At 66.3% G+C, this 19507-nt stretch carries 20 protein-coding genes and 1 pseudogene; 10 read left to right on the top strand and 11 right to left on the bottom strand.

What is annotated here, in order from left to right; translation table 11 throughout:
• Nucleotides 1-141 precede the first annotated feature (141 nt).
• Genes AC1DGP_RS04160 through AC1DGP_RS04150 form a run of 3 tightly spaced genes read left to right on the top strand, consistent with a single transcriptional unit; the run spans nt 142 to nt 2387 of the window.
• Complete coding sequence (locus AC1DGP_RS04160) at nt 142-894, top strand: pyridoxine 5'-phosphate synthase (protein WP_476831738.1); 753 nt, start codon at nt 142-144, stop codon at nt 892-894.
• Nucleotides 895-903: 9 nt separating this feature from the next.
• Nucleotides 904-1308, top strand: a complete 405-nt coding sequence (gene acpS / locus AC1DGP_RS04155) for a holo-ACP synthase (protein WP_113518170.1) — start codon at nt 904-906, stop codon at nt 1306-1308.
• 14 nt (nt 1309-1322) lie between these two features.
• Nucleotides 1323-2387: a DUF2332 domain-containing protein gene (locus AC1DGP_RS04150; RefSeq protein WP_476831737.1), complete on the top strand. Its 1065-nt coding sequence runs from the start codon at nt 1323-1325 to the stop codon at nt 2385-2387.
• Between the two features lie 207 nt (nt 2388-2594).
• Here AC1DGP_RS04150 and aqpZ read toward each other — a convergent pair whose 3' ends face one another.
• The gene (aqpZ, locus tag AC1DGP_RS04145; RefSeq protein WP_441488723.1) at nt 2595-3293 is read right to left on the bottom strand and encodes an aquaporin Z; all 699 of its coding nucleotides are present in this window, start codon (nt 3291-3293) and stop codon (nt 2595-2597) included.
• 335 nt (nt 3294-3628) lie between these two features.
• On the opposite strand from aqpZ, the gene lepB reads away from it, so the two are divergent.
• The 3 genes from lepB to era are packed head-to-tail and all read left to right on the top strand — an operon-like array spanning nt 3629 to nt 6043.
• The gene (gene lepB, locus AC1DGP_RS04140) at nt 3629-4396 is read left to right on the top strand and encodes a signal peptidase I (protein WP_441504768.1); all 768 of its coding nucleotides are present in this window, start codon (nt 3629-3631) and stop codon (nt 4394-4396) included.
• A gap of 11 nt (nt 4397-4407) precedes the next feature.
• The gene (gene rnc, locus AC1DGP_RS04135) at nt 4408-5139 is read left to right on the top strand and encodes a ribonuclease III (RefSeq protein ID WP_441488721.1); all 732 of its coding nucleotides are present in this window, start codon (nt 4408-4410) and stop codon (nt 5137-5139) included.
• Complete coding sequence (gene era, locus AC1DGP_RS04130; protein ID WP_069877010.1) at nt 5132-6043, top strand: GTPase Era; 912 nt, start codon at nt 5132-5134, stop codon at nt 6041-6043. The genes rnc and era overlap by 8 nt, the downstream gene beginning before the upstream one ends.
• Here era and AC1DGP_RS04125 read toward each other — a convergent pair.
• Nucleotides 6007-6891 (bottom strand): LysR family transcriptional regulator, encoded by an 885-nt coding sequence (locus AC1DGP_RS04125; protein WP_476831736.1) that lies wholly within the window; start codon nt 6889-6891, stop codon nt 6007-6009. The two genes, era and AC1DGP_RS04125, sit on opposite strands and share 37 nt — an antisense overlap.
• 116 nt (nt 6892-7007) lie before the next feature.
• Between AC1DGP_RS04125 and AC1DGP_RS04120 the strand changes: the two genes are divergently transcribed.
• From AC1DGP_RS04120 to parC, 3 genes are all read left to right on the top strand, one after another.
• Nucleotides 7008-7388, top strand: a complete 381-nt coding sequence (locus AC1DGP_RS04120; protein ID WP_441488719.1) for a tautomerase family protein — start codon at nt 7008-7010, stop codon at nt 7386-7388.
• A 103-nt stretch (nt 7389-7491) separates the two neighbouring features.
• The gene (gene recO, locus AC1DGP_RS04115) at nt 7492-8220 is read left to right on the top strand and encodes a DNA repair protein RecO (protein ID WP_441488718.1); all 729 of its coding nucleotides are present in this window, start codon (nt 7492-7494) and stop codon (nt 8218-8220) included.
• Between the two features lie 122 nt (nt 8221-8342).
• Nucleotides 8343-10589, top strand: a complete 2247-nt coding sequence (gene parC / locus AC1DGP_RS04110; protein WP_476776842.1) for a DNA topoisomerase IV subunit A — start codon at nt 8343-8345, stop codon at nt 10587-10589.
• 257 nt (nt 10590-10846) lie between these two features.
• Here parC and AC1DGP_RS04105 read toward each other — a convergent pair whose 3' ends face one another.
• The 4 genes from AC1DGP_RS04105 to AC1DGP_RS04090 all read right to left on the bottom strand — a co-directional run bounded on the left by AC1DGP_RS04105 (nt 10847) and on the right by AC1DGP_RS04090 (nt 14610).
• On the bottom strand, nt 10847-11452 hold the full coding sequence (locus tag AC1DGP_RS04105) for an outer membrane protein (RefSeq protein WP_476831735.1): 606 nt from the start codon (nt 11450-11452) through the stop codon (nt 10847-10849).
• Between the two features lie 204 nt (nt 11453-11656).
• Complete coding sequence (locus tag AC1DGP_RS04100; RefSeq protein WP_441488715.1) at nt 11657-12649, bottom strand: DUF2336 domain-containing protein; 993 nt, start codon at nt 12647-12649, stop codon at nt 11657-11659.
• A gap of 191 nt (nt 12650-12840) precedes the next feature.
• Nucleotides 12841-14193 carry a PepSY-associated TM helix domain-containing protein gene (locus AC1DGP_RS04095; protein WP_476831734.1) on the bottom strand — a complete coding sequence of 451 codons (1353 nt, stop codon included), beginning with the start codon at nt 14191-14193 and terminating at the stop codon, nt 12841-12843.
• A gap of 33 nt (nt 14194-14226) precedes the next feature.
• Nucleotides 14227-14610 (bottom strand): hypothetical protein, encoded by a 384-nt coding sequence (locus tag AC1DGP_RS04090; protein WP_441488713.1) that lies wholly within the window; start codon nt 14608-14610, stop codon nt 14227-14229.
• A gap of 653 nt (nt 14611-15263) precedes the next feature.
• Here AC1DGP_RS04090 and AC1DGP_RS04085 point away from each other — a divergent pair.
• Nucleotides 15264-15676, top strand: a pseudogene (locus AC1DGP_RS04085) (universal stress protein).
• 169 nt (nt 15677-15845) lie between these two features.
• Here the strand turns inward: AC1DGP_RS04085 and AC1DGP_RS04080 are convergent.
• From AC1DGP_RS04080 to AC1DGP_RS04060, 5 genes are all read right to left on the bottom strand, one after another.
• Nucleotides 15846-17045: a UxaA family hydrolase gene (locus AC1DGP_RS04080; protein ID WP_476831733.1), complete on the bottom strand. Its 1200-nt coding sequence runs from the start codon at nt 17043-17045 to the stop codon at nt 15846-15848.
• Nucleotides 17042-17359, bottom strand: coding sequence for a UxaA family hydrolase (locus tag AC1DGP_RS04075; RefSeq protein WP_441488710.1), 318 nt, complete (start codon nt 17357-17359; stop codon nt 17042-17044). Before AC1DGP_RS04075 ends, AC1DGP_RS04080 begins: the two co-directional genes overlap by 4 nt.
• 66 nt (nt 17360-17425) lie before the next feature.
• Nucleotides 17426-18076, bottom strand: coding sequence for an RraA family protein (locus tag AC1DGP_RS04070; RefSeq protein WP_476831732.1), 651 nt, complete (start codon nt 18074-18076; stop codon nt 17426-17428).
• Between the two features lie 120 nt (nt 18077-18196).
• The gene (locus AC1DGP_RS04065; RefSeq protein WP_441488708.1) at nt 18197-18952 is read right to left on the bottom strand and encodes an arginyltransferase; all 756 of its coding nucleotides are present in this window, start codon (nt 18950-18952) and stop codon (nt 18197-18199) included.
• A 76-nt stretch (nt 18953-19028) separates the two neighbouring features.
• Nucleotides 19029-19502: an RDD family protein gene (locus AC1DGP_RS04060; protein WP_441488707.1), complete on the bottom strand. Its 474-nt coding sequence runs from the start codon at nt 19500-19502 to the stop codon at nt 19029-19031.
• Nucleotides 19503-19507 lie beyond the last annotated feature (5 nt).

Raw genomic sequence — 19507 nt, 5'->3', positions numbered from 1 at the left:
CGCGGTTAGCAAATCGCGAAGAAGCCCGGGAAAGCTCTCGCGATATCCATCAGCGAACGTGGTCTTGCCGATCAATTTCCGTGCCTTGAGCCGGACCGGGCCAGGCGGTATGCACGCTGGCAACGGGCGAGGGGACTTGTGATGACAAATGGCCGGTTGCGACTGGGCGTGAACATCGATCACGTTGCTACGGTGCGCAATGCGCGTGGCGGAGCCCTGCCCGATCCGATCCGCGCCGCGCATCTTGCTGTCGAGGCCGGAGCCGACGGCATCACGGCGCATCTGCGCGAAGACCGGCGCCACATCCGCGATGCCGACATCGAGCGGCTGATGGCCGAACTCACCGTGCCCCTGAATTTCGAGATGGCAGCCACGACGGAGATGATCGCGCTGGCTGAGCGCCTGAAGCCGCATGCGGCCTGCCTCGTGCCCGAGAAACGCGAGGAGCGCACGACCGAAGGCGGGCTCGATGTCGTCGGGCAGGAGCGTGCTTTGGCGCCGGCGATCGCGCAGCTCAACGCGGCGGGCTCCAGGGTGTCGCTCTTCATCGAGCCGGATGCTGCTCCGATCAGGATGGCGGCCAAGCTCGGCGCTCCGGTGGTCGAGCTGCATACCGGAACCTGGTGCCATGCCGTCATCGACGGCAAGCGGGACAAGGCCGATGCCGAGTTCCGCCGTCTTGCCGAAGGGGCTGCGCTTGCGGCCTCGCTTGGACTCGAAGTTCATGCCGGCCATGGGCTCGATTACGACACCGCGCGCGAATTGGCGGTCGTTCCCGATTTCGTCGAGTTCAATATTGGCCACTTCCTGGTCGGCGAGGCGCTCTTCATCGGCTTGGAGCAGGCGATCGTGCAGATGCGTGCAGCCATGGACGAAGGGCGCGCGGCCAAGTAGACCGGCTGCATGATCCTCGGCATCGGCTCCGACCTCTGCGATATCCGCCGCATCGAGCAATCGTTGGAGCGGTTCGGCGAGCGCTTCACCCATCGCATCTTTACCGAGGGCGAGCGGGCCAAGTCGGACCGCCGCGCCACCCGGGCGGCCTCCTATGCCCGCCGCTTCGCCGCCAAGGAGGCCTGCTCCAAGGCGCTTGGCACCGGTCTGAGTCGCGGCGTGTTCTGGCGCGATATGGAGGTGGTGAACCTGCCCGGCGGCCAGCCGACGATGCGGTTGACCGGCGGCGCCGCCGAGCGCCTCGCAGCGATGCTGCCGCCAGGGCATGAAGCCTTCGTCCATGTCTCGCTGACCGATGATCCGCCAATGGCGCAGGCTTTCGTCGTGATCGAGGCGCGACCGCTTCTTCCCTGACAGGGAGTACGGGCATGTCTGGTGGTGTCGGCGACGCGGAACGCGAGGAGCGTGCCCGTGCGAGCTTCAGAGGGCAGGTCGAGGCCTGTCGCAGGCTTGGATCCCCCTTCACGGCGCTGTTCTGCGAGGTGATGGCGGCGCGGCTCGATCAAACCAGTGGTTTTGGCCGGCGCGCGCTTGGCTGGCCGGGCGACCCCGTTGCCGACGCGCTGCCCTTGCGGGCAGCCGGTGCCTTCAACGCCTTGGCGCGCTCCGGAACGATGCCGTCACTGCAGGCGCTCTACCCGCCGGCTCTTGCCCGCGCGGACGCATTGTGGAGCGGCCTTGCCGCAGCCATCGACGCCCATGATGCGGATCTTGCCGCCTATCTCGACAGCGCCCCGCAGACTAATGAGGTGAAGCGCTGCGCCGTGCTGCTCGGGGGCGCCTTGATCGTTGCCCGCGATACCGGCTTGCCGCTTGATCTGATCGAGATCGGCGCGAGCGCCGGGCTCAATCTCGGTTTCGAGCGTTATCGCTACGCATTTGGTGCCGCCAGCTGGGGGCGCGACGATGCGCCGGTCACCATCAGCAGCGAATGGCGCGGCAGGCTGCCTCCGCTCGATGCCGCGCTTCGCGTTGCGGCGCGGCGTGCCTGCGACCTCAATCCGCTCGACCCATCGCAACCGGCCGATCGCGCCCGCGTCCTCTCCTATATCTGGCCGGATCAGGCCGACCGCCTGCACACGACCGAAGCAGCCTTCGATGCGGCGTCTGCTGCCTCGTGGCGCGTTGAGCGAGCCGATGCTGCCGCCTGGGTCGAGGCGCGGCTGGCCGAGGCGGCCGCGCCGGGCAGCGCCCGCATGCTGATGCACACGATCATGTGGCAATATCTGCCCGAGCCGACCAAGCAGCGCATCGTTGCGGCCATGGCTGCGGCGGGCGCTGCCGCGACCGCCGAGCGCCCGCTGGCCTGGCTGCGCATGGAGCCGGACGGCAAGCCTGGCCATGCCGCGGTCGCCCTGACGCAATGGCCGGGGGCAGTGGAGCGTGAACTCGGGCGCGCCGATTATCACGGCCGCTGGGTCGAGTGGCACTGAGGCGGGTTAGAGCGTCGGCCCGAAAAGTGGATTGCGGTTTTCGGGACAAAGCCGATGCAAACACAAAGGGTTAGATCATCGGACCGGACGCGGTTTCCTGTCCGATGATCTAGATCGACAACGCAAAACGGGCCGGAGCTGCGCGCACCCGACCCGTTCGAGCCATAGGAAGCGAGGCGCCGGACCGAGCCGGCGCCATCTTGACGGCTATTCGGCCGTGTCGGACTTCAGCCAGCGATAGAGCACGCCGCCAAGAGCGCCGCCGATCAGCGGAGCGACCCAGAACAGCCAGAGCTGCTGCAGCGCCCAGCCGCCGACGAACAGGGCAGGGCCGGTGCTGCGCGCCGGATTGACCGAAGTATTCGTCACGGGAATGCTGACCAGGTGGATGAGAGCGAGGCCGAGCCCGATGGCGAGCGGTGCGAAGCCTGCCGGCGCCTTGCCATGGGTCGCGCCCATGATGATGAAGATGAACATCATCGTCATGACGACTTCCATCAGGAAGCCCGAGAACAGGCTGTACTGGCCCGGCGAATGTTCGCCATAGCCGTTCGAGGCAAAGCCCTTGGCGAGATCGAAGCCAGGCGCGCCCTTGGCGATCATGTAGAGAATGAAGGCGCCGGCGATCGCACCGATCACCTGCGCGACGATATAGGGGAGGACCTGTCCGGTGGGGAAACGCCCGCCGGCCGCGAGCCCGACGGTGACCGCCGGATTGAGATGGCAACCCGAAATATGGCCGATGGCATAGGCCATGGTGACGACCGTCAGGCCGAACGCAAGTGAGACGCCGAGCAGCCCGATACCGACCTGCGGGAAACCTGCGGCGATGACCGCGCTGCCGCAGCCGGCGAAGGTTAGCCAGAATGTGCCGATGGCTTCAGCCGCATATTTCTTCGAGCTCATACTGATTCCCCCAGAGGTTGTGACCAGCTATCAGTGAACCTGGGCTCGGAATGCGTCAATTACGCTACTGCGGGGCCGCCCTTCACCTGCGGCAGGGGTCGATCTTCGCCGGCTGCTGCTTGGCCTGGGGCAATGTCGGGGCGGCGCGATTGCGTCGCCTCAATTGCGGCAGGTCCGGACCTGCGGGCAGCCGGGGAAATTCGCGATGACAGAACCAATGTTGCGTTGCGATGCCGGGCGGCCCTGTTCGCGCCATCTTGTGCGAGGATATCGCGTTGTCCCCGGCCGTACATTCCGCTATGCCGCGCCTCGGAACTGATGAAGGAGCGCCCCGGGTGGCCAACGACGCCGAAATCAAGAGCAAGACGGCCAAGGACGAGGGCGGCATCCTTGAGACGATCAAGGTCGTCGTCCAGGCGCTTCTCATCGCGCTTGTCATCCGCACGCTGTTGTTCCAGCCCTTCAACATTCCGTCGGGCTCGCTGATCCCGACATTGCTGATCGGCGACTATCTCTTCGTCTCCAAATACACCTACGGCTATTCCAAGCACTCGATCCCGTTCAGCCCGCCGCTGTTCAAGGGCCGGGTCTGGGCTGCCGAGCCGAAGCGTGGCGACATCGCCGTCTTCAAGCTGCCGAGCGACAATTCCACCGATTACATCAAGCGCGTCATCGGCCTGCCGGGCGACCGCATCCAGATGATCGACGGCATCCTCCACATCAACAACCAGCCGGTGAAGCGCGAGCGCATCGCCGACTTCGAAACCACCGACAACTGGGGCCGCAGCACCAAGGTCATCCAGTATCGCGAGACGCTGCCCGAGGGCGTCAGCCACAACATCATCGAGCGCGAGGGCGACACCGGCACCTTCGACAACACGCCGGTCTTCCGCGTGCCCGAAGGCCATTTCTTCATGATGGGCGACAACCGCGACAACTCGCTGGATTCGCGCGACCGCAGCGTCGGCTACGTGCCTTTCGAGAACTTCGTCGGCCGCGCCGAGATCATCTTCTTCTCCATCGACGACGGCGCCTCCGCCTGGCGTGTCTGGGAATGGCCCTGGACCGTGCGCTGGAACCGCCTGTTCAGCACGATCAAGTGACGAAGCCGCAAGTGACGAAGCCGGGGGACAGCGGGCGTAAGACGCCCGACCTCGCTCGGCTCGAGGCGAAGCTTGGCCATGTCTTCGCCAATCGCGCCCTGCTTGAAACCGCCCTGACCCATATGAGCGCCGAGAGCTCGCGGCTCGGCAGCTATCAGCGGCTCGAGTTCCTGGGCGATCGCGTCCTGGGATTGAGCGTCGCCGACATGCTCTTCGAGCGCTATCCGCAGGCCGAGGAGGGCGACATGTCGCGCCGCCTGGCCGATCTCGTGCGCAAGGAGACCTGCGCCGAAGTCGCGCTGGGCTGGGATCTCGGCAGCTACCTGAAGCTCGGCGACGGCGAGATCCTGGGCGGCGCCCGCAAGAACAAGGCGATCCTGGCCGATGCCTGCGAGTCGATCATCGGTGCGGTCTTCATCGATGGCGGTTATGCTGCAGCAAGAGGACTGGTCGAGCGCGCTTTTGGCGAGCGCCTGCTGAAGCCGGTGCGCCCGTTGCGCGATGCGAAGACCGCGTTGCAGGAATGGGCGCAGGGCAAGGGCTACCAGACGCCGACCTATACCGAGCGCGGCCGCTCGGGCCCGGACCATGCCCCGCTCTTCCGTGTTGCGGCCCGGATCGCGGGATTGATCGACGCCGAAGCCGAAGGGCGCTCCAAGCGCCTCGCCGAACAAGCTGCTGCCGAGGCGTTCCTGCGCCGCGAGGGGCTCTGGAACGAAACCATGGGAGATGACAATGGCTGAGGCCGACAAGCCCACACGCTGCGGCTTCGTTGCGCTGATCGGCGCGCCCAATGCCGGCAAGTCGACGCTGCTGAACAAGCTCGTCGGCGCCAAGATCTCGATCGTCTCGCGCAAGGTGCAGACGACGCGGACCCAGGTGCGCGGCATCGCGCTCGCCGGCGCGGCGCAGGTCATCTTTGTCGACACGCCCGGCATCTTCGCACCCAAGCGCCGGCTCGACCGCGCCATGGTGACGAGCGCTTGGGGCGGCGCGACCGATGCCGACCTGATCGGCGTGCTGATCGATGTCGAGCGCTTCGACAATGAGGAGAACACGAGGCTGCTCGAAAAGCTCGCCGAGCTGAAGCAGCCCAAGTTCCTGGTCCTCAACAAGATCGACACGATCGAGAAGGAGAAGCTGCTCGCCATCACGACGCAGCTGAACGAGCGGGGCAAGTTCGAGACCACGTTCATGGTCGCGGCGCTGACCGGCTATGGCGTCAAGGACATTCTCGACTGGCTCGAGACGCGCCTGCCGCTCGGCCCCTGGCTCTACCCGGAGGACCAGATCTCGGATGCGCCGCTGCGCTTCCTCGCCGCCGAGATCACGCGGGAGAAGATCTTCGAGCGCCTGCACGACGAATTGCCCTATCGCTCGACCGTCGAGACCGAACAATGGCAGCAGCGGCCCGATGGCTCGGTGCGCATCGAGCAGACGATCTATGTCGAGCGCGAGGGCCAGCGGAAGATCGTGCTTGGCGAGGGCGGCCAGACCATCAAGGCGATTGGGCAGAAGGCCCGCGTCGAGATCGCCGAGGCGGCCGAGGCCAAGGTCCATCTCTTCCTCTTCGTCAAGGTTCGCGAGAACTGGAGCGACGATCCGGAGCGCTATCGCGAGATGGGGCTGGAATTCCCCAAGGGCTGAGCCGGCCCGCGAAACGCCGCCGCCAGCTCCCTGACGAAGGCGTTGGCGCGCGGCGTCGCGACATTGCTGCGCAGCACGACCTCGGATGAGCCGAGCACTGGCAGGCCCCAGTCCTCGCCGACATCGACCGCGCCGGCAGGCGCGATGCGTGCGGCGAGCGGCGTGACGCCGAGCCCGCCCTGCACGGCGGCCAGCACCGCGGCCATGCCTCCGCCGACAAAAGCCTCCCGCCAGCTGAGCCCGCCCTGGCCCAGCGCCTCGATGGCGTGACGCCTGAGCGCGCATTCCGTCATCAGGCTGACGAGCGGCAGCGGCTGCGATGGATCGCGCGTCAGCGTTGGCGCGGCGAACCAGCCAAAGGCGTCGCGGCGCAGCACCTCGCCCGTTCGCCCCTGTCCGATCCGCAGCATCACGGCGACATCGAGCTCGCCGCGTTCGAAGGCCGTCTCGAGCAGGCTGGAGCGTTCGATCCGCAGGCTGATCACCAGCGTCGGGTCATGGCCGAACAGACGCGCCAGCAAGGCCGGCGCATCGGCGCCGACCGCCTGCTCGCTGATCCCGACTGAGATGCGCTCCGGTGACTCGGTGAAGGCCGCACGCGCCCGTTCATGCGCGGCGAGCAGTTCGCGTGCCGCCGGTACGAAACGCTCGCCCTCGGCGGTGAGCTTGACGAGACGCGGGTGGCGCTGGAGCAGAGCCCGGCCGAGAACCTCCTCGAGCCGCTTGACCCGGGTGCTGACCAGCGACTGGGTCGTGCCCAGCGCCTCGGCGGCCCGCGTGAAGCTGCGCAGATCGGCCGCACCGAGAAAGGCGGCGACCGCATCGATATCGAGGGTGGCGACGATCATAAATTAAGAATCTATATGATTGATATCTGCAATAATACACTACAACGATGGCTCGGAGAGCGCTAGCTTGCCCTGGACAGCGAGGCGAACGCCCTCGCGCGAACCGGAGATCCACCATGCCCCTGATCCGCATTTCCATGAGGCGCGGCCGTCCCGCCTCCGAGCCAGCTGCCATCGTCGATGGCGTCTATCGGGCGATGCGCGAGACCTTCGAGGTGCCGGAGGACGATCTCTTCGCCGTGATCCACCAGCACGACCCCGACGAGTTCATCTTCAACGCCCGCTATTTCGGCTTCGAGCGCAGCGCGGGGCTCGTCATCATCCAGATCACCTGCAACAACAGCCGCGGCGTCACCCAGAAGAAGGCGCTGTTTGCCAAGATCGCCGAGAACCTGCGCCGGGAGCCCGGACTGAGGCCCGACGACGTCTTCATCAACCTGATCGAGACCGCGCGCGAGAACTGGTCCTTCGGCGGCGGCATCGCGCAGTATGTCTGAGGTTGGCTGCCTGCCAGTCCGGACCGGCGCCGCTGACGCGCGCTGTCGGGAGGGGAGGCCTGCGGAAATTGACCCGGCCGGGTGCGCCGCCTAACTCCTTGTCATGGAGTGGAGCGACGACGGCACCATCATCGGCGTCCGGCAGCACGGCGAGAATGCCGTGATCCTGGAGGTGCTGACGCGTCTGCATGGCCGCCATCTCGGGCTCGTGCGCGGAGGGCGCTCCGCCCGGGCGCAGCCGGTGCTGCAGCCCGGCAATGCGGTCTCGCTGACCTGGCGGGCCCGGCTCGACGAGCATCTCGGCGAATACAAGGTCGAGCTCATCACCTCGCATGCGGCGCGGCTGATGGCGGCGCCCGTCGCCCTCTATGGGCTGGGGGTGATCTCGGCCCTGCTGCGGCTGCTGCCGGAGCGTGATCCTCATCCGGCCCTGCATGAGGGGCTGGCGGTGCTGATCGAACATCTCGACGAGCTGACCCTGGCGCCGGCCCTTGTCGTGCGGTTCGAGGTCGCGATGCTGGCCGAACTCGGCTTCGGGCTGGATCTGACGCGCTGCGCCGTCACCGGCTCGCCCGATGACCTCACCCATGTCTCGCCGAAATCGGGCAAGGCGGTCAGCCGCAAGGTGGCCGAGCCCTATCAGGATCGTCTGCTGGCGCTGCCGCGCTTCCTCAGCGAAGGGCAGGGCGGGCGGCAACCCTCGGCCGCCGATATCGCGGCGGGCTTTGCCCTGACCGGCTTCTTCCTGCGCCGCCATCTGCTTGAGCCGCGCGGATTGCTCGAGTCGCCGGAGCGCGCGCGGCTGCTGGAGCTGGTCGCACGAATTCACTGATTTCTGGCGCGTTTGCGGGTATGACGCTTTGCGCGGCTTGCATCGGGCCGGCATCGTCATAGGAAGTGATTCGCGGCCGGCCTTTCCCGGCGGCTGCAACGTAGATCGAGGTTGAGTGACACATGGGAAAGCCGGTCGAGCCGCCACCGGAGGACGAGACCGAGCGCATCGATCTGAAATCGGCGCTCGAAGAGCGCTATCTCGCCTATGCGCTGTCCACCATCATGCACCGTGCCCTGCCGGATGCGCGTGACGGCCTGAAGCCCGTCCATCGCCGCATCCTGCATGCGATGCGGCTGCTGCGTCTCGACCCCGGCCAGGTGCACAAGAAATGCGCCCGCATCGTCGGCGACGTCATCGGTAAGTTCCACCCGCATGGCGACCAGTCGGTCTATGACGCGCTGGTGCGCCTCGCGCAGGATTTCGCCCAGCGTTACCCGCTCGTCGACGGCCAGGGCAACTTTGGCAATATCGACGGCGATAACGCCGCTGCCTACCGCTATACCGAAGCGCGCATGACCGAGGTCGCGCGCCTCCTGCTCGACGGGATCGAGGAGGACGCGGTCGATTTTCGCGAGACCTATAATGGCGAGGACGAGGAGCCGATCGTCCTGCCGGCGGCGTTCCCCAACCTGCTGGCCAATGGCTCGCAGGGCATCGCGGTCGGCATGGCGACCTCGATCCCGCCGCACAACGCCGCCGAACTCTGCGATGCCGCGCTCTATCTGATCCAGCATCCGGAGACCTCCTCCGAGCAGCTCATGACCTTCGTGCCCGGGCCGGATTTCCCGACCGGCGGCATCATCGTCGAGACCCGGGCCTCGATGGCCGAGACCTACCGCACCGGGCGCGGCGCCTTCCGCACCCGGGCGCGCTGGCATGTCGAGGACCAGGGCCGTGGCACCTGGCTCGCTGTCGTCACCGAGATCCCCTACATGGTCTCGAAGGGCCGGCTGATCGAGAAGATCGCCGAGCTCCTGAACGATCGGAAGCTGCCGCTGGTCGGGGATCTGCGCGACGAGTCGGCCGAGGACATCCGGGTCGTCATCGAGCCGCGCAGCCGCGCCGTCGACGCCAATCTGATGATGGAATCGCTGTTCAAGCTCACCGAGCTCGAATCGCGCATTTCGATGAACATGAACGTGCTGACCGGCGGGCTGGTGCCGCGGGTGCTCGGCCTCAACGAGGCCCTGCGCGCCTGGCTCGACCATCGCCGCGAGGTGCTGCTGCGCCGCTCGCGCTTCCGCCTCGGCCAGATCGAGAAGCGGCTCGAGATCCTGCGCGGCCTGCTGATCGTCTATCTCGACCTCGATCGCGTCATCAAGATCATCCGCGAGGAGGACGAGCCGAAGATCGAGCTGATGCGCTATTTCGAGCTCAGCGAGGTCCAGGCCAATGCGATCCTCGACACGCGCCTGCGTGCCCTGCGCAAGCTCGAGGAGATGCAGCTCAAGACCGAGCTCGACGAACTGACCACCGAGAAGGGCCAGATCGAGGGGCTGCTGGCCTCCGAGGCGACGCAGTGGAAGACCATCTCCTGGGACATCCGCGAGGTGAAGAAGCTCTTCGGCCCGGAAACCGCGATCGGCAAGCGCCGCACCGATTTCGCGGATATGCCGGAGACGACCGATATCGACCTGACGCAGGCCATGGTTGAGCGTGAACCGATCACGGTCGTCGTCTCCAAGAAGGGCTGGATCAGGGCGCTGAAGGGCCATGTCCAGGACCTCTCGACGCTGTCCTTCAAGGGCGATGACGCGCTGCAGCTCGGCTTCCACACCGAGACCACGGCGAAGCTCCTGGTGCTGGCCTCGAACGGCAAGGTCTTCACGCTGGAGGCTTCCAAGCTGCCGGGCGGCCGCGGCTTCGGCGATCCCATCCGCCTGATGATCGAGCTGGAGGAGACGGCCGACATCGTCTCCGCCTTCCCCTACCGGCCGGGCCTCAAGCTCCTGATGGTGACGACGGATGGGCGCGGCTTCGTCGCTCCCAGCGATGATGTCGTGGCCAATACCCGCAAGGGCCGCCAGGTGCTCAACGTCACCGAACCGGTCAAGGCGCTGCTCGCCGTTCCGGCTGAGGGCGACCATGTCGCGATCATCGGCGAGAACCGCAAGCTGCTCTGCTTCCCGCTCTCCGAGGTCGCGGAGATGGGGCGCGGCAAGGGCGTGCGCCTGCAGCGCTACAAGGATGGCGGCGTCTCCGACGCCAAGACCTTCAAGCTGGCCGAGGGCCTGACCTGGCTCGACACCTCGAACCGGACCTGGACGGTCGGGGCGGCCGAGTTGCTCGAGTGGCTCGGCCACCGTGCGGAATCGGGCCGCCTGCCGCCCAAGGGCTTCCCGAAGAACAACAGGTTCGGCGGCTGAAGCTGTGCCTTGCCCGGGCTTGATGCCCGGGCATCTGCCCGTTTGGCTGCGGCGGCAAATGCAGACGAGGCCATGCAAAGGCGCGCGTTCGCCTGCGCTCTTGTCCGTGTTTCACGGCTGTAAAAAGTAACGTTTTATCAACCTGTTGACCAGGCGCGTTGAATCAACGCGGCAGGGCGTTGAATCAGTTTCTCAGGTCTGTGAATCAATCTCTCAGCCTGGTCGGCAGTCCCGGCATCTCTGCCGGGAGGAGCGCCTTACCTGATCGCCTGGCCGACCACGCCGACCTCGAGGCCGAGCGTCAGGTTGTTGGTCACCGCCCATTCGACACCGGCACGGGCCTCCGGCCTGACCGCGATCTCGCTGCGGTTGAACGGCGAACTGAAGGGCGTCGCGCCATAGCGCCAGGTCTCGTTGCCGGCAGCGAGCCCGACCTTGGTGTAGAGCAGCACGTTCTCGGTTGCGAACACGCCGGCCTTGAGCTGGAAGGCGCCGACGACATCGCGCGTCCAAGCCGCCGTGTTGAAGCTCGGCGTGCCGTAGCCGCCGATCGCAGGGGCGTATTCGAGTGCGCCGATGACGCCGTAGAGGAAGTCGCCATCGCGCCACATCTTGCCGCCTGCGAGCCCGATCGTCGGGCCGGCCGACGTGCCCAGTCCCTTGGCGCTGGTCACCTGGAAGCCCGTGGAGATGCGGGCATAGGAGCCTTCCCACTTGACACCGCCGGGCGCCAGCGTCGGCTCCGACCAGGCGAAGGACGGCACGGCGGCAAAGCCCGTGAAGGGCAGATAGGCCTGCGCCTGCGAGGTCCCAGCGCTGAGCGCAAGCGCGCAGAGCGCGCCGGAAAGGATCGGTAGTCTCACGTCGAAGGCATCCTCTCGGCAAACCCCTATGCGTAAGCCTAGCAGAAGGTCGCGTGAATGTCGCGGATTTGTGGCGGAAGCGGCCCCCAGGCCGCCCGCCCCTGGATCGGCGGGCCGGATATCGTATCCCAACCGATGATCCAGCCTTCTATCTTTGCATCGGCTTTACCCCGAAAACCGCAATCCACTTTTCGGGCCGATGCTTCAGCCGATCTTCGTCTTCAGCTTGAGGAAACGCAGCGTCCGCTCGGCGGTGGCGATGTCGAGGCCGGCATAGTTCTTCAGGTCGCCCTCGGCATCGCGCGCGCCGAAGAGCAGCCGCCGCGAGCGCAGTTCCAGAACGGATTTGAAGGCCGCAATGCCGAGATTCAGCGAGCGGCAGGTCACGGCGATGCCGCTGACATCGCGCTGCAGCAGGACGCGAAGCGCCTGCTCGTTGGTGATGCCCGAGGCCTGCGCGATCACCTCGGCAAGGTGATAGGCCCGGTCCTCCTCGGCCAGCATGCTCACGATCTCGTCGAGCTCGCGCTTGCCTGCGCCGAGATCGGCGAGCAGGAGCTTCACCTCCAGCCGCTGCTGGCGTGCACGGCGGGCAAGCGTCGCGGCCTCGTCGGCGGGCTTGGACCACAGCCCGGAGCCGCCGCTGAGCCCCTCGACGATCTCCAGGACGCGGCTGGCCCGGTTCGGTGTCAGGTCGGAACGCCTGGCCAGCGCGCCACCGATCTCAGCATCCTTGCCGCCGCGTTCCAGCAGCGTGTCAAAACCCTTGTCGGAGAAATGCGCGCCTTCATTGGCGCTGACCGTGTGCAGCACAGTGCGGTCGCCGCGCTGGACGAGAATGTCGGTAACGCTTTCCGAGAGGCGGGCGCGTTCGGCAATCGCCGCGAGATGGTGCTGCGACTGGCTCACCGCGATTGCAGCGAGGTCGGTGTCGGTCAGCACCGGGGAGAGCTTCAGCACGAGGCGTGCGACCTCGGAATCGGCGTCGCCGGCAAGCGTGACCGCCACCTCATGCGGCAGGCTCGGCACCGCCGCGACATGGCCGGCATAGGCCTTGCGGGCCTCGTCCTCGAGATGCGGCAGCGAGCGCAGTGCGATCTCGCCGTAATGCGCCTTGGAGGGCTCGGTCGGATCCTGGTCGAGCAGAAAAAGGTCCGTGACGGCATTGAGCAGCTGCCGGCGTGCCTCCGAGGACATCTCGGAGGGCATCCGTGTCAAAGAACTCAGCATTGGCCCCCCAGATACGCGTCAGGCAAGTATCCGCAACCTGCGCCGGTCCGGTTTGATTTAGTCTTAAATCCGTCGCGGATTTTCGCGGGAAGCGAGGATTTTCTTCTGCGTGTTCAACGGGCCGGCACGCCGCGAATGCATGCCGGCCCGCGATGCCGCTATCGCGCGGTCCTCGGCCAGAGGCAGCGGTCGACCACCAGCATGACGATCAGCGACGCGCCGACGAGCGGAAAGACCAGCCCGCCGACCGCCAGGATGGCGAAGACGCCGTAGAGCGTCCGGCGCTCGGGCGGCAGGGGCGGCACGCCGAGCGACCCGGCCGGACGCCGCTTCCACCACATCACCCCGGCCGAGACCGAAAGCAGGATGATCGCGAGGCAGACGGCCAGCATGAAGAGCTGGTTCGCCAGGCCGAATTCCTGACCCATATGGACGTTGATGCCCCATTCCAGCCATTTCCCGATCGGGCCGTAATCCGCGAAGGACATGTCGAGCAGGGGCGCGCCGCTATACTGGTCGAGATGGATGACGCGCTGCTGCGACAGGTCGTTTGGGTAGACAGAACCGGTGAAGACGCCGTTGGGACCGGCCGGCAGGTTGATGGCGTAGCCGCGCGCCAGGCCAAGCGCGTCGAACCTCGCCACGGCCGTGTCGAGGCTGATCGGCGCTGCCGCCGTCGCGATCGATTTCGGCACGCGCGCCTGTTCCAGCGACCATGAGGTCGGCCCGGCATGGTGCAGATGCTCATCCGACATCGGCAGGTTGACGCGGATGCCGGCCGGATAGCCGAAATTATGCCCGTTGGCCCAGCGATTGACCTGGTCGCCCCAGAGCACGGACCAGGGCATGCCGGTGATCGCCAGGAAGACGATGAAGACGCCGGCGAAGGCGCCGGTGACGGCATGCAGGTCGCGCCAGAAGACGCGCTTGCCGGCATCGCCACGCACGGAAACGACGCCGCCCCGGCGGCCCCGAGGCCACCACAGATAGAGCCCGGTCCCGACCAGCAGGATCGACCAGCCGCCGGCGATCTCGATCACGCCATTCGCGACCGGCCCGAAATAGGCGAGGCTGTGGATCTGCCGCACGACCCACATCACCGTGCCCTTGTCGGGGATCTCTCCAAGCACACGCCCGTCATAGGGGTCGACATGCACGACCTTGCGCGCACCAGTGGCGTCCCGGACGGTGACTTCCGCGGCCGATGACGCTGTTGCCGCGGGCACGAATTTCACGGCCTTGCCGGGAAAGGCCGCAAGCGCGTTGGCGACCAGTGTTGTCGCGGGGGCCGGGGCGGTCGATCGCATCTCCACCCGCTTGAGATCGCGATGAACCAGGCCGTCGATGTCGGTTCGGAAGAGATAGAGCCCGCCGGTGACCGCGAGCAGGATGAGGAAGGGCAGCGTCAACAGCCCGGCATAGAAATGCCAGCGCCAGACGGCGCGGTAGAGGGAGGCGGCGCGTGTATCCGCGCGCGCAGGCGCTGCCTGCGTCGATGAAACGATGGTCATGAGAGTGTCCTGTCCTGAAGGGGAAGTCTGGTTTCAGGCCAGGGCAGGCGGCGCGCGCGCTCCAAGCGGGTAGACGCTGCGGCCGGAATCGATGCGCGGTGCGGGCGGGTAGGTGACGTCTCTTGCGACACTGATGCTGCGGCGGAGCGGCAGCGCCGCGGCAGCGACAGGAGGGGCGCCACTGCTACCCGCAAGGCAACCGAGCGCGCAGCAGGTCTTGGATTGCTCCGGGCTCGCGGGCGCCGTCGGTTCGGACGATCCGCCGGGGGCACAAAGGACATGCCGCGGAAAGGGCGAGGGAGCGGCCGAGAGCCCCGCGCCGATCGACATCAGGACCGCGTTGAGAATCAGCGCATAGGCGCAGAGCACGGCAACGATGCCGCGCCCCCATCTCGCCCCTGTCGCCGTCGCGCCCATGCCTGCAGCGCTACGGCGCGGCAGGCCGGCGGTCAATAACCCAAGGGAATGAAGCGCCTGCGCCCCGTGGTCACGCCGCCGGCAGGCAGGCGGGGCCGAGCGGTTCGAAGCTCTTGTCGGAGTAATGCGCGCCTTCATGGGCGCTACTCGTGTGCAGCACCGTGCGGTCGCCGCGCTAGACGAGAATGTCGGTGACGCTTTCCGAGAGACGGGTGCGCTCGGCGATCGCCGCGAGATGGTGCTGCGACGGGCTCACCGGGATCGTGGCGAGGTCGGTGTCGGTCAGCCCCGAGGGAGCTTCAGCCCGAGGCGGGGCACCGCAGCGGCATGGCCGGCATAGGCCTTGCGCGCCTCGTCCTCGAGATGCGGCAGCGAACGCAGCGCGATCTCGCCTAATGCGCCTTCAAGGGCTCAAGTCTCAAGTCCGTCGCGGATTTTTCCGGATAAGGAAGAATTTTCTTCGGTGCGACCGACGGTGCGGCATGCTGCGGATGCATGCCGGCCCGGGACCCTGCTATCCAGCGGCCTTTGGCCAGAGACAGCTGTTGACGATCAGTATGCGCGCTGGCTCGCTCAATGGTTCAGTCGGGAAGCGCTTGCCTACCGATCAATGTCATCCAGTATGCCGGCGCAATCCCTGCCGGAGAGGGCAAATGTACAAACACATTCTGATCGCCACAGACGACTCCGAACTTGCTCGCAAGGGTCTTGAACATGGCTTGGCGCTCGCCAAACCGCTCGGGGCTAAAGTCACGGTCCTGACCGTTTCAGAACCTCTGCGGCCGGAGATCTCGCACGCAGCCCGCCTGCAGATTGATGCGTTCATGAAGGAACGCATAGCCTCCATTGAGCAAAGCGCTTCCGAACACGGCGTCACGGTAAATCTGGAACACGAGACCGATGTTTCTCCGGCTGCGGCAATCGTGAGATTGGCCAAGCTCAACGGCTGTGATCTCGTCGTGATGTCTACTCATGCCCGGCGTGGCGTGCAGAGGGTCTCGTGCTCGGGAGCCAGACGTTGGAGGTGCTGGCAAGTACGACTATCCCTGTTCTGGTGATCCGGTAGTCGATCCTCCCTGACGTTGCCCCGTTTCCGGCGGTTTTGGAGCTCTTTCGGGGTCGATGTGTAACAGTATACGCTAAGAAGCATACACTATATCAGCGGTCTAAACCCTTTCGGCAGCTTAGGCAGTGCCATGGTGCCCCATCGGGCACGAACCGCGCACGCTCCCTCGTCACGCCGCCGGCAGGCAGGCGGGGCCGAGCGGTTCGAAGCTTTTGTAGGTCAGGATGAACTCTTGGTGGCCGAGCTCCTCCGATTTGGTGCTCCCGCCCTTGGCCAGCGAGATGACGAGGTCGCGGATTTCGCGGCCGACCTCGTCGAGCCCGGCGCGGCCCTCGAGGATCCGCCCGGCATCGACATCCATGTCGTCCGCCATCCGGCGATAGGTTTCCGGATTCGCGCAGATCTTGACCACCGGCGAGATCGCCGAGCCGACGACCGAGCCGCGGCCGGTGACGAAGAGCACGCAATGGGCGCCGCAGGCGATCAGCTCCGCGATCTCGGCATTGTCGTTGATGTTCGGGAAGCCGAAGCGCACCTCGCCATCGGGCACGACATCGAGCAGATAGAGCCCGCCATGGGGCGGGATGTCGCCGGGCTTGATCAGGCCCGAGATCGGCGATGCCCCCGATTTGGCATAGGCGCCCATCGACTTCTCCTCGATCGTCGACAATCCGCCCTCGGCATTGCCGGCGGCGAAGGAGCCATAGCCGAGCGTCGCGTAGTAGCGGGCCGCCTTGGCGACCGATTTCTCCAGTTCCTCGCCGAGTTCCGGTGTCACGGCGCGCGCCGCCATGATGTGTTCGCAGCCGATCAGCTCGCCGGTTTCCTCGAAGATGCAGGCGGCGCCCTCCGAAATCAGCAGGTCGAAGGCGCGGCCGGCCGCAGGGTTTCCGGTGATGCCCGAGGTGCCGTCAGAGCCGCCGCAGACGGTGCCGACGACGAGTTCGCTGACCGACATCGGCACGGTCTCCTGCTCGTCGAGACGCGCGCGCTCGGCCTCGACCCAGGCGCGGCCCTCCTTGATCGAGCTGCGCGTGCCGCCGGTGCCCTGGATGATGATGGTCTTCACCGGCCGGCCGGAGGCGCGCACGACGCGCTCGAGCGCATATTTGTTGAAGCTCTCGCAGCCGAGCGAGATCAGCAGCACGGCCCCGACATTGGGGTGGGTGCAGAGCCGCTCCATCATCTTTTCGGCATAGCCATTGGGATAGCAGCCGGGAAAGCCGATGACATGGACGCCGTTCTCGCGCCAGGGCAGGGCGATCTCGCGCGCGACGTGATGCGCGCATTCGACGAGATAGGCGACGGCGACGGTGTTGCGGATGCCCTTGCGTCCGTCGGACCGGAGATAGCCGCGCATGTCGTTCATGGGACGGCTCCCGCCTTGCGCTCGTCTTCGAGATGATAGGTCGGGGTGTAGTCGCTCTTCATGTTCTGAACATGGACATGCTGGCCGGGCGCGATCGCTTCGGTCGCGACGCCGATGGGGGCCCCGTATTTCAGGATTTTTTCGCCGGTGACGATCGGCTTTCGCGCGACCTTGTGGGCAAGCGCGATATCGCGGTCGAGCACGGCCGGGCCCGCGCCGGTTTCCACGGTCTCGCCGGCGGCGAGCCGCATCCGCGCGACAAAGACGTTGTCGCGCGGATCGAGCAGGATGAGCCGGGGATCGTGCTGAGCCATGGGCTTAACTCCTTGGGGGAGCCGGCCGCGTCAGTCCGCGCGACCGGGCAGGCAGGCCGCAAGCGATCAGAACTTGCCGAACTGGAGATAGGCTTCCTGCGGGTCCGTGCCGGCGAGGATCGCGGTGCGGACCTTGTTCTCGGCCGAGATCGCCGTCTCCGCCTTCTCCAGCACTTCCTCGATCACTTCGACGGGAATGCGCACGATGCCGTCGCGGTCGCCGAGGATGTAGTCGCCAGGCCGGATCCAGACCGCGCCGATCTTGATCGGTTCGTCGATCGTCTTCGGCATCCAGAATCCGACGATGTCGCGTGGCGTATAGGCGCGGAAATAGGCCTGGAAGCCCATGTCGACCATGAACTCGGTATCGCGCGACAGGCCGTCGATGACGCAGCCGCGCACGCCCTTGTTCTTGAGCGTCTCAGCCGAAAGCTCGCCCATCAGCGCGACCTCGTCGGTATTGGGCTGGCAGACCCAGACATGGCCGGGCTTGGCGCGCGAGAGCAGCCCGGTCCAGCCGAGCAGGGTCTCATGCGCGTCGAAATCGGGATCGGTCTTGCCCTCGACGGTGAAGGCCGGGCCGGCGAGCTTCTGGCCGGGCAGGAGGGGCCTTAGATCGGACGGGAGCGTGAACTCCTTCAGCCCCATCGCGCGCATGACATCGTGGATGATGCCGGTATAGCAGCGTTCCAGCCGCTCGGTCAGTTGATCGCTCAAGGCTTCCTCCGTATCAGGGCTTCGTCGCGCCGGGGCGCGCTGCCATTGCGGCCAAGGTGCCGGCCGGGAGCAGGGGCCGCAAGCGCGTTTTTCGCGCCTCGACGATGCGTTTCAAACGGTTTAGGTGTTCGAGTCGACCCGTTCCCAGCCCTGGGGCGAGAGGCGCTCCTGCGGCAGGAAGCGGGCCTTGTAGGCCATCTTGGGCGAGCCATCGACCCAATAGCCGAGATAGACATAGGGCAGGCCGAGCTTGCGGGCCCGCTCGATATGGTCGAGCACCATGAAGGTGCCGAGGGAGCGCTGCTCCAGCATCGGGTCGAACACGGAATAGACCATGGAAAGCCCGTCATTCAGGCGGTCGGTCAGGGCCATGGCAAAGAGATCGCCGACGCCGCGCCCGGTGAAGCCGCTATCGGGGCCGCGCCGGCGGTACTCGATCAGGTTGGTCTCGACATGCGTGTCCTCGATCATCATTGCGAAATCGAGGGCTGACATCGAGGCCATGCCGCCATCGGGATGGCGTTCGTCGAGATAGCTGCGGAACAGCGAGTAGTGCTCGGAGCGCGGCTCCGGCGGCAGGTCCTCGCCGATCAGGTCGCAATTGCGCGCGAGCACGCGCCGGAAACCGCGCGACGGCCGGAAGTCGTCGACGCAGACGCGGACGGAGACGCAGGAGCGGCAGGTCTCGCAGGCGGGCCGATAGGCGATGCTCTGCGAGCGCCGGAAGCCGCCTTGCGAGAGCACGTCGTTGAGGTCGCGCGCTCGCCCGCCGACAAGGTGGGTGAACACCTTGCGTTCCTCCCGCCCGGGCAGATACGGGCAGGAGGTCGGTGACGTCAGATAGAATTGCGGGGCATCCCGCAACGGGCGCGTCACGTTCGTATCGCTCCGGAAACGACCTGAACCACGAGTGTAGCAGCAGCGCAGCCGGCAACAAGAGTTGCGATGCAGATCAGGCGCGAACGACGACCAGTCCCGTCAGGATGTCGTGGCCGAGCCTGCGGTCATCGCGCACCAATCCGCAGAGAATATCGAGCACCCAGAGCGCGACCGTGCCTGCCGCGACGTAGAAGAGCAGGGCGTGGACGGCGGCTGCGAGCCCGTCGGGACGGCCGCCATTGACGGTCTCGACCCTGAGGCCCGCCATGCGCATGCCCCAGGTCGCCTGTTTCCGGCCGCCGATGGTCAGCGCCGCATAGCCGAGCGCAGTCGCCACCGTCGCGATCGGCAGGAGCAGCCAGGTCGCGCCGAAGGTGACGAGGCCGAGGAAGATCAGGAGCGCGACCACGAGCCAGCCCAGAATGAACAGGGCGATGATGTCGCCGATCCAGGCGAACAGGCGCGACCCCAGCACGCCGCTGACATTCTGCAGCGGGCGCTGCTCGATCGGCGTGATCGCGGGTTGCTGATAGCTGCGTTCGCTCATCGAAG

This window comes from Allobosea sp. 05T433 (assembly GCF_056396065.1).
This window is presented reverse-complemented; position numbering and strand designations above follow the sequence as displayed.

Excerpts from the sequence above, each read along its gene's own strand:
- AC1DGP_RS04160 (WP_476831738.1), top strand. The coding sequence starts at position 142 with ATGACAAATGGCCGGTTGCGACTGGGCGTGAACATCGATCACGTTGCT.
- acpS (WP_113518170.1), top strand. The coding sequence starts at position 904 with ATGATCCTCGGCATCGGCTCCGACCTCTGCGATATCCGCCGCATCGAG.
- AC1DGP_RS04150 (WP_476831737.1), top strand. The coding sequence starts at position 1,323 with ATGTCTGGTGGTGTCGGCGACGCGGAACGCGAGGAGCGTGCCCGTGCG.
- aqpZ (WP_441488723.1), bottom strand. The coding sequence starts at position 3,293 with ATGAGCTCGAAGAAATATGCGGCTGAAGCCATCGGCACATTCTGGCTA.
- era (WP_069877010.1), top strand. The coding sequence starts at position 5,132 with ATGGCTGAGGCCGACAAGCCCACACGCTGCGGCTTCGTTGCGCTGATC.
- AC1DGP_RS04125 (WP_476831736.1), bottom strand. The coding sequence starts at position 6,891 with ATGATCGTCGCCACCCTCGATATCGATGCGGTCGCCGCCTTTCTCGGT.
- AC1DGP_RS04120 (WP_441488719.1), top strand. The coding sequence starts at position 7,008 with ATGCCCCTGATCCGCATTTCCATGAGGCGCGGCCGTCCCGCCTCCGAG.
- recO (WP_441488718.1), top strand. The coding sequence starts at position 7,492 with ATGGAGTGGAGCGACGACGGCACCATCATCGGCGTCCGGCAGCACGGC.
- parC (WP_476776842.1), top strand. The coding sequence starts at position 8,343 with ATGGGAAAGCCGGTCGAGCCGCCACCGGAGGACGAGACCGAGCGCATC.
- AC1DGP_RS04100 (WP_441488715.1), bottom strand. The coding sequence starts at position 12,649 with ATGTCCTCGGAGGCACGCCGGCAGCTGCTCAATGCCGTCACGGACCTT.
- AC1DGP_RS04095 (WP_476831734.1), bottom strand. The coding sequence starts at position 14,193 with ATGACCATCGTTTCATCGACGCAGGCAGCGCCTGCGCGCGCGGATACA.
- AC1DGP_RS04090 (WP_441488713.1), bottom strand. The coding sequence starts at position 14,610 with ATGGGCGCGACGGCGACAGGGGCGAGATGGGGGCGCGGCATCGTTGCC.
- AC1DGP_RS04080 (WP_476831733.1), bottom strand. The coding sequence starts at position 17,045 with ATGAACGACATGCGCGGCTATCTCCGGTCCGACGGACGCAAGGGCATC.
- AC1DGP_RS04075 (WP_441488710.1), bottom strand. The coding sequence starts at position 17,359 with ATGGCTCAGCACGATCCCCGGCTCATCCTGCTCGATCCGCGCGACAAC.
- AC1DGP_RS04060 (WP_441488707.1), bottom strand. The coding sequence starts at position 19,502 with ATGAGCGAACGCAGCTATCAGCAACCCGCGATCACGCCGATCGAGCAG.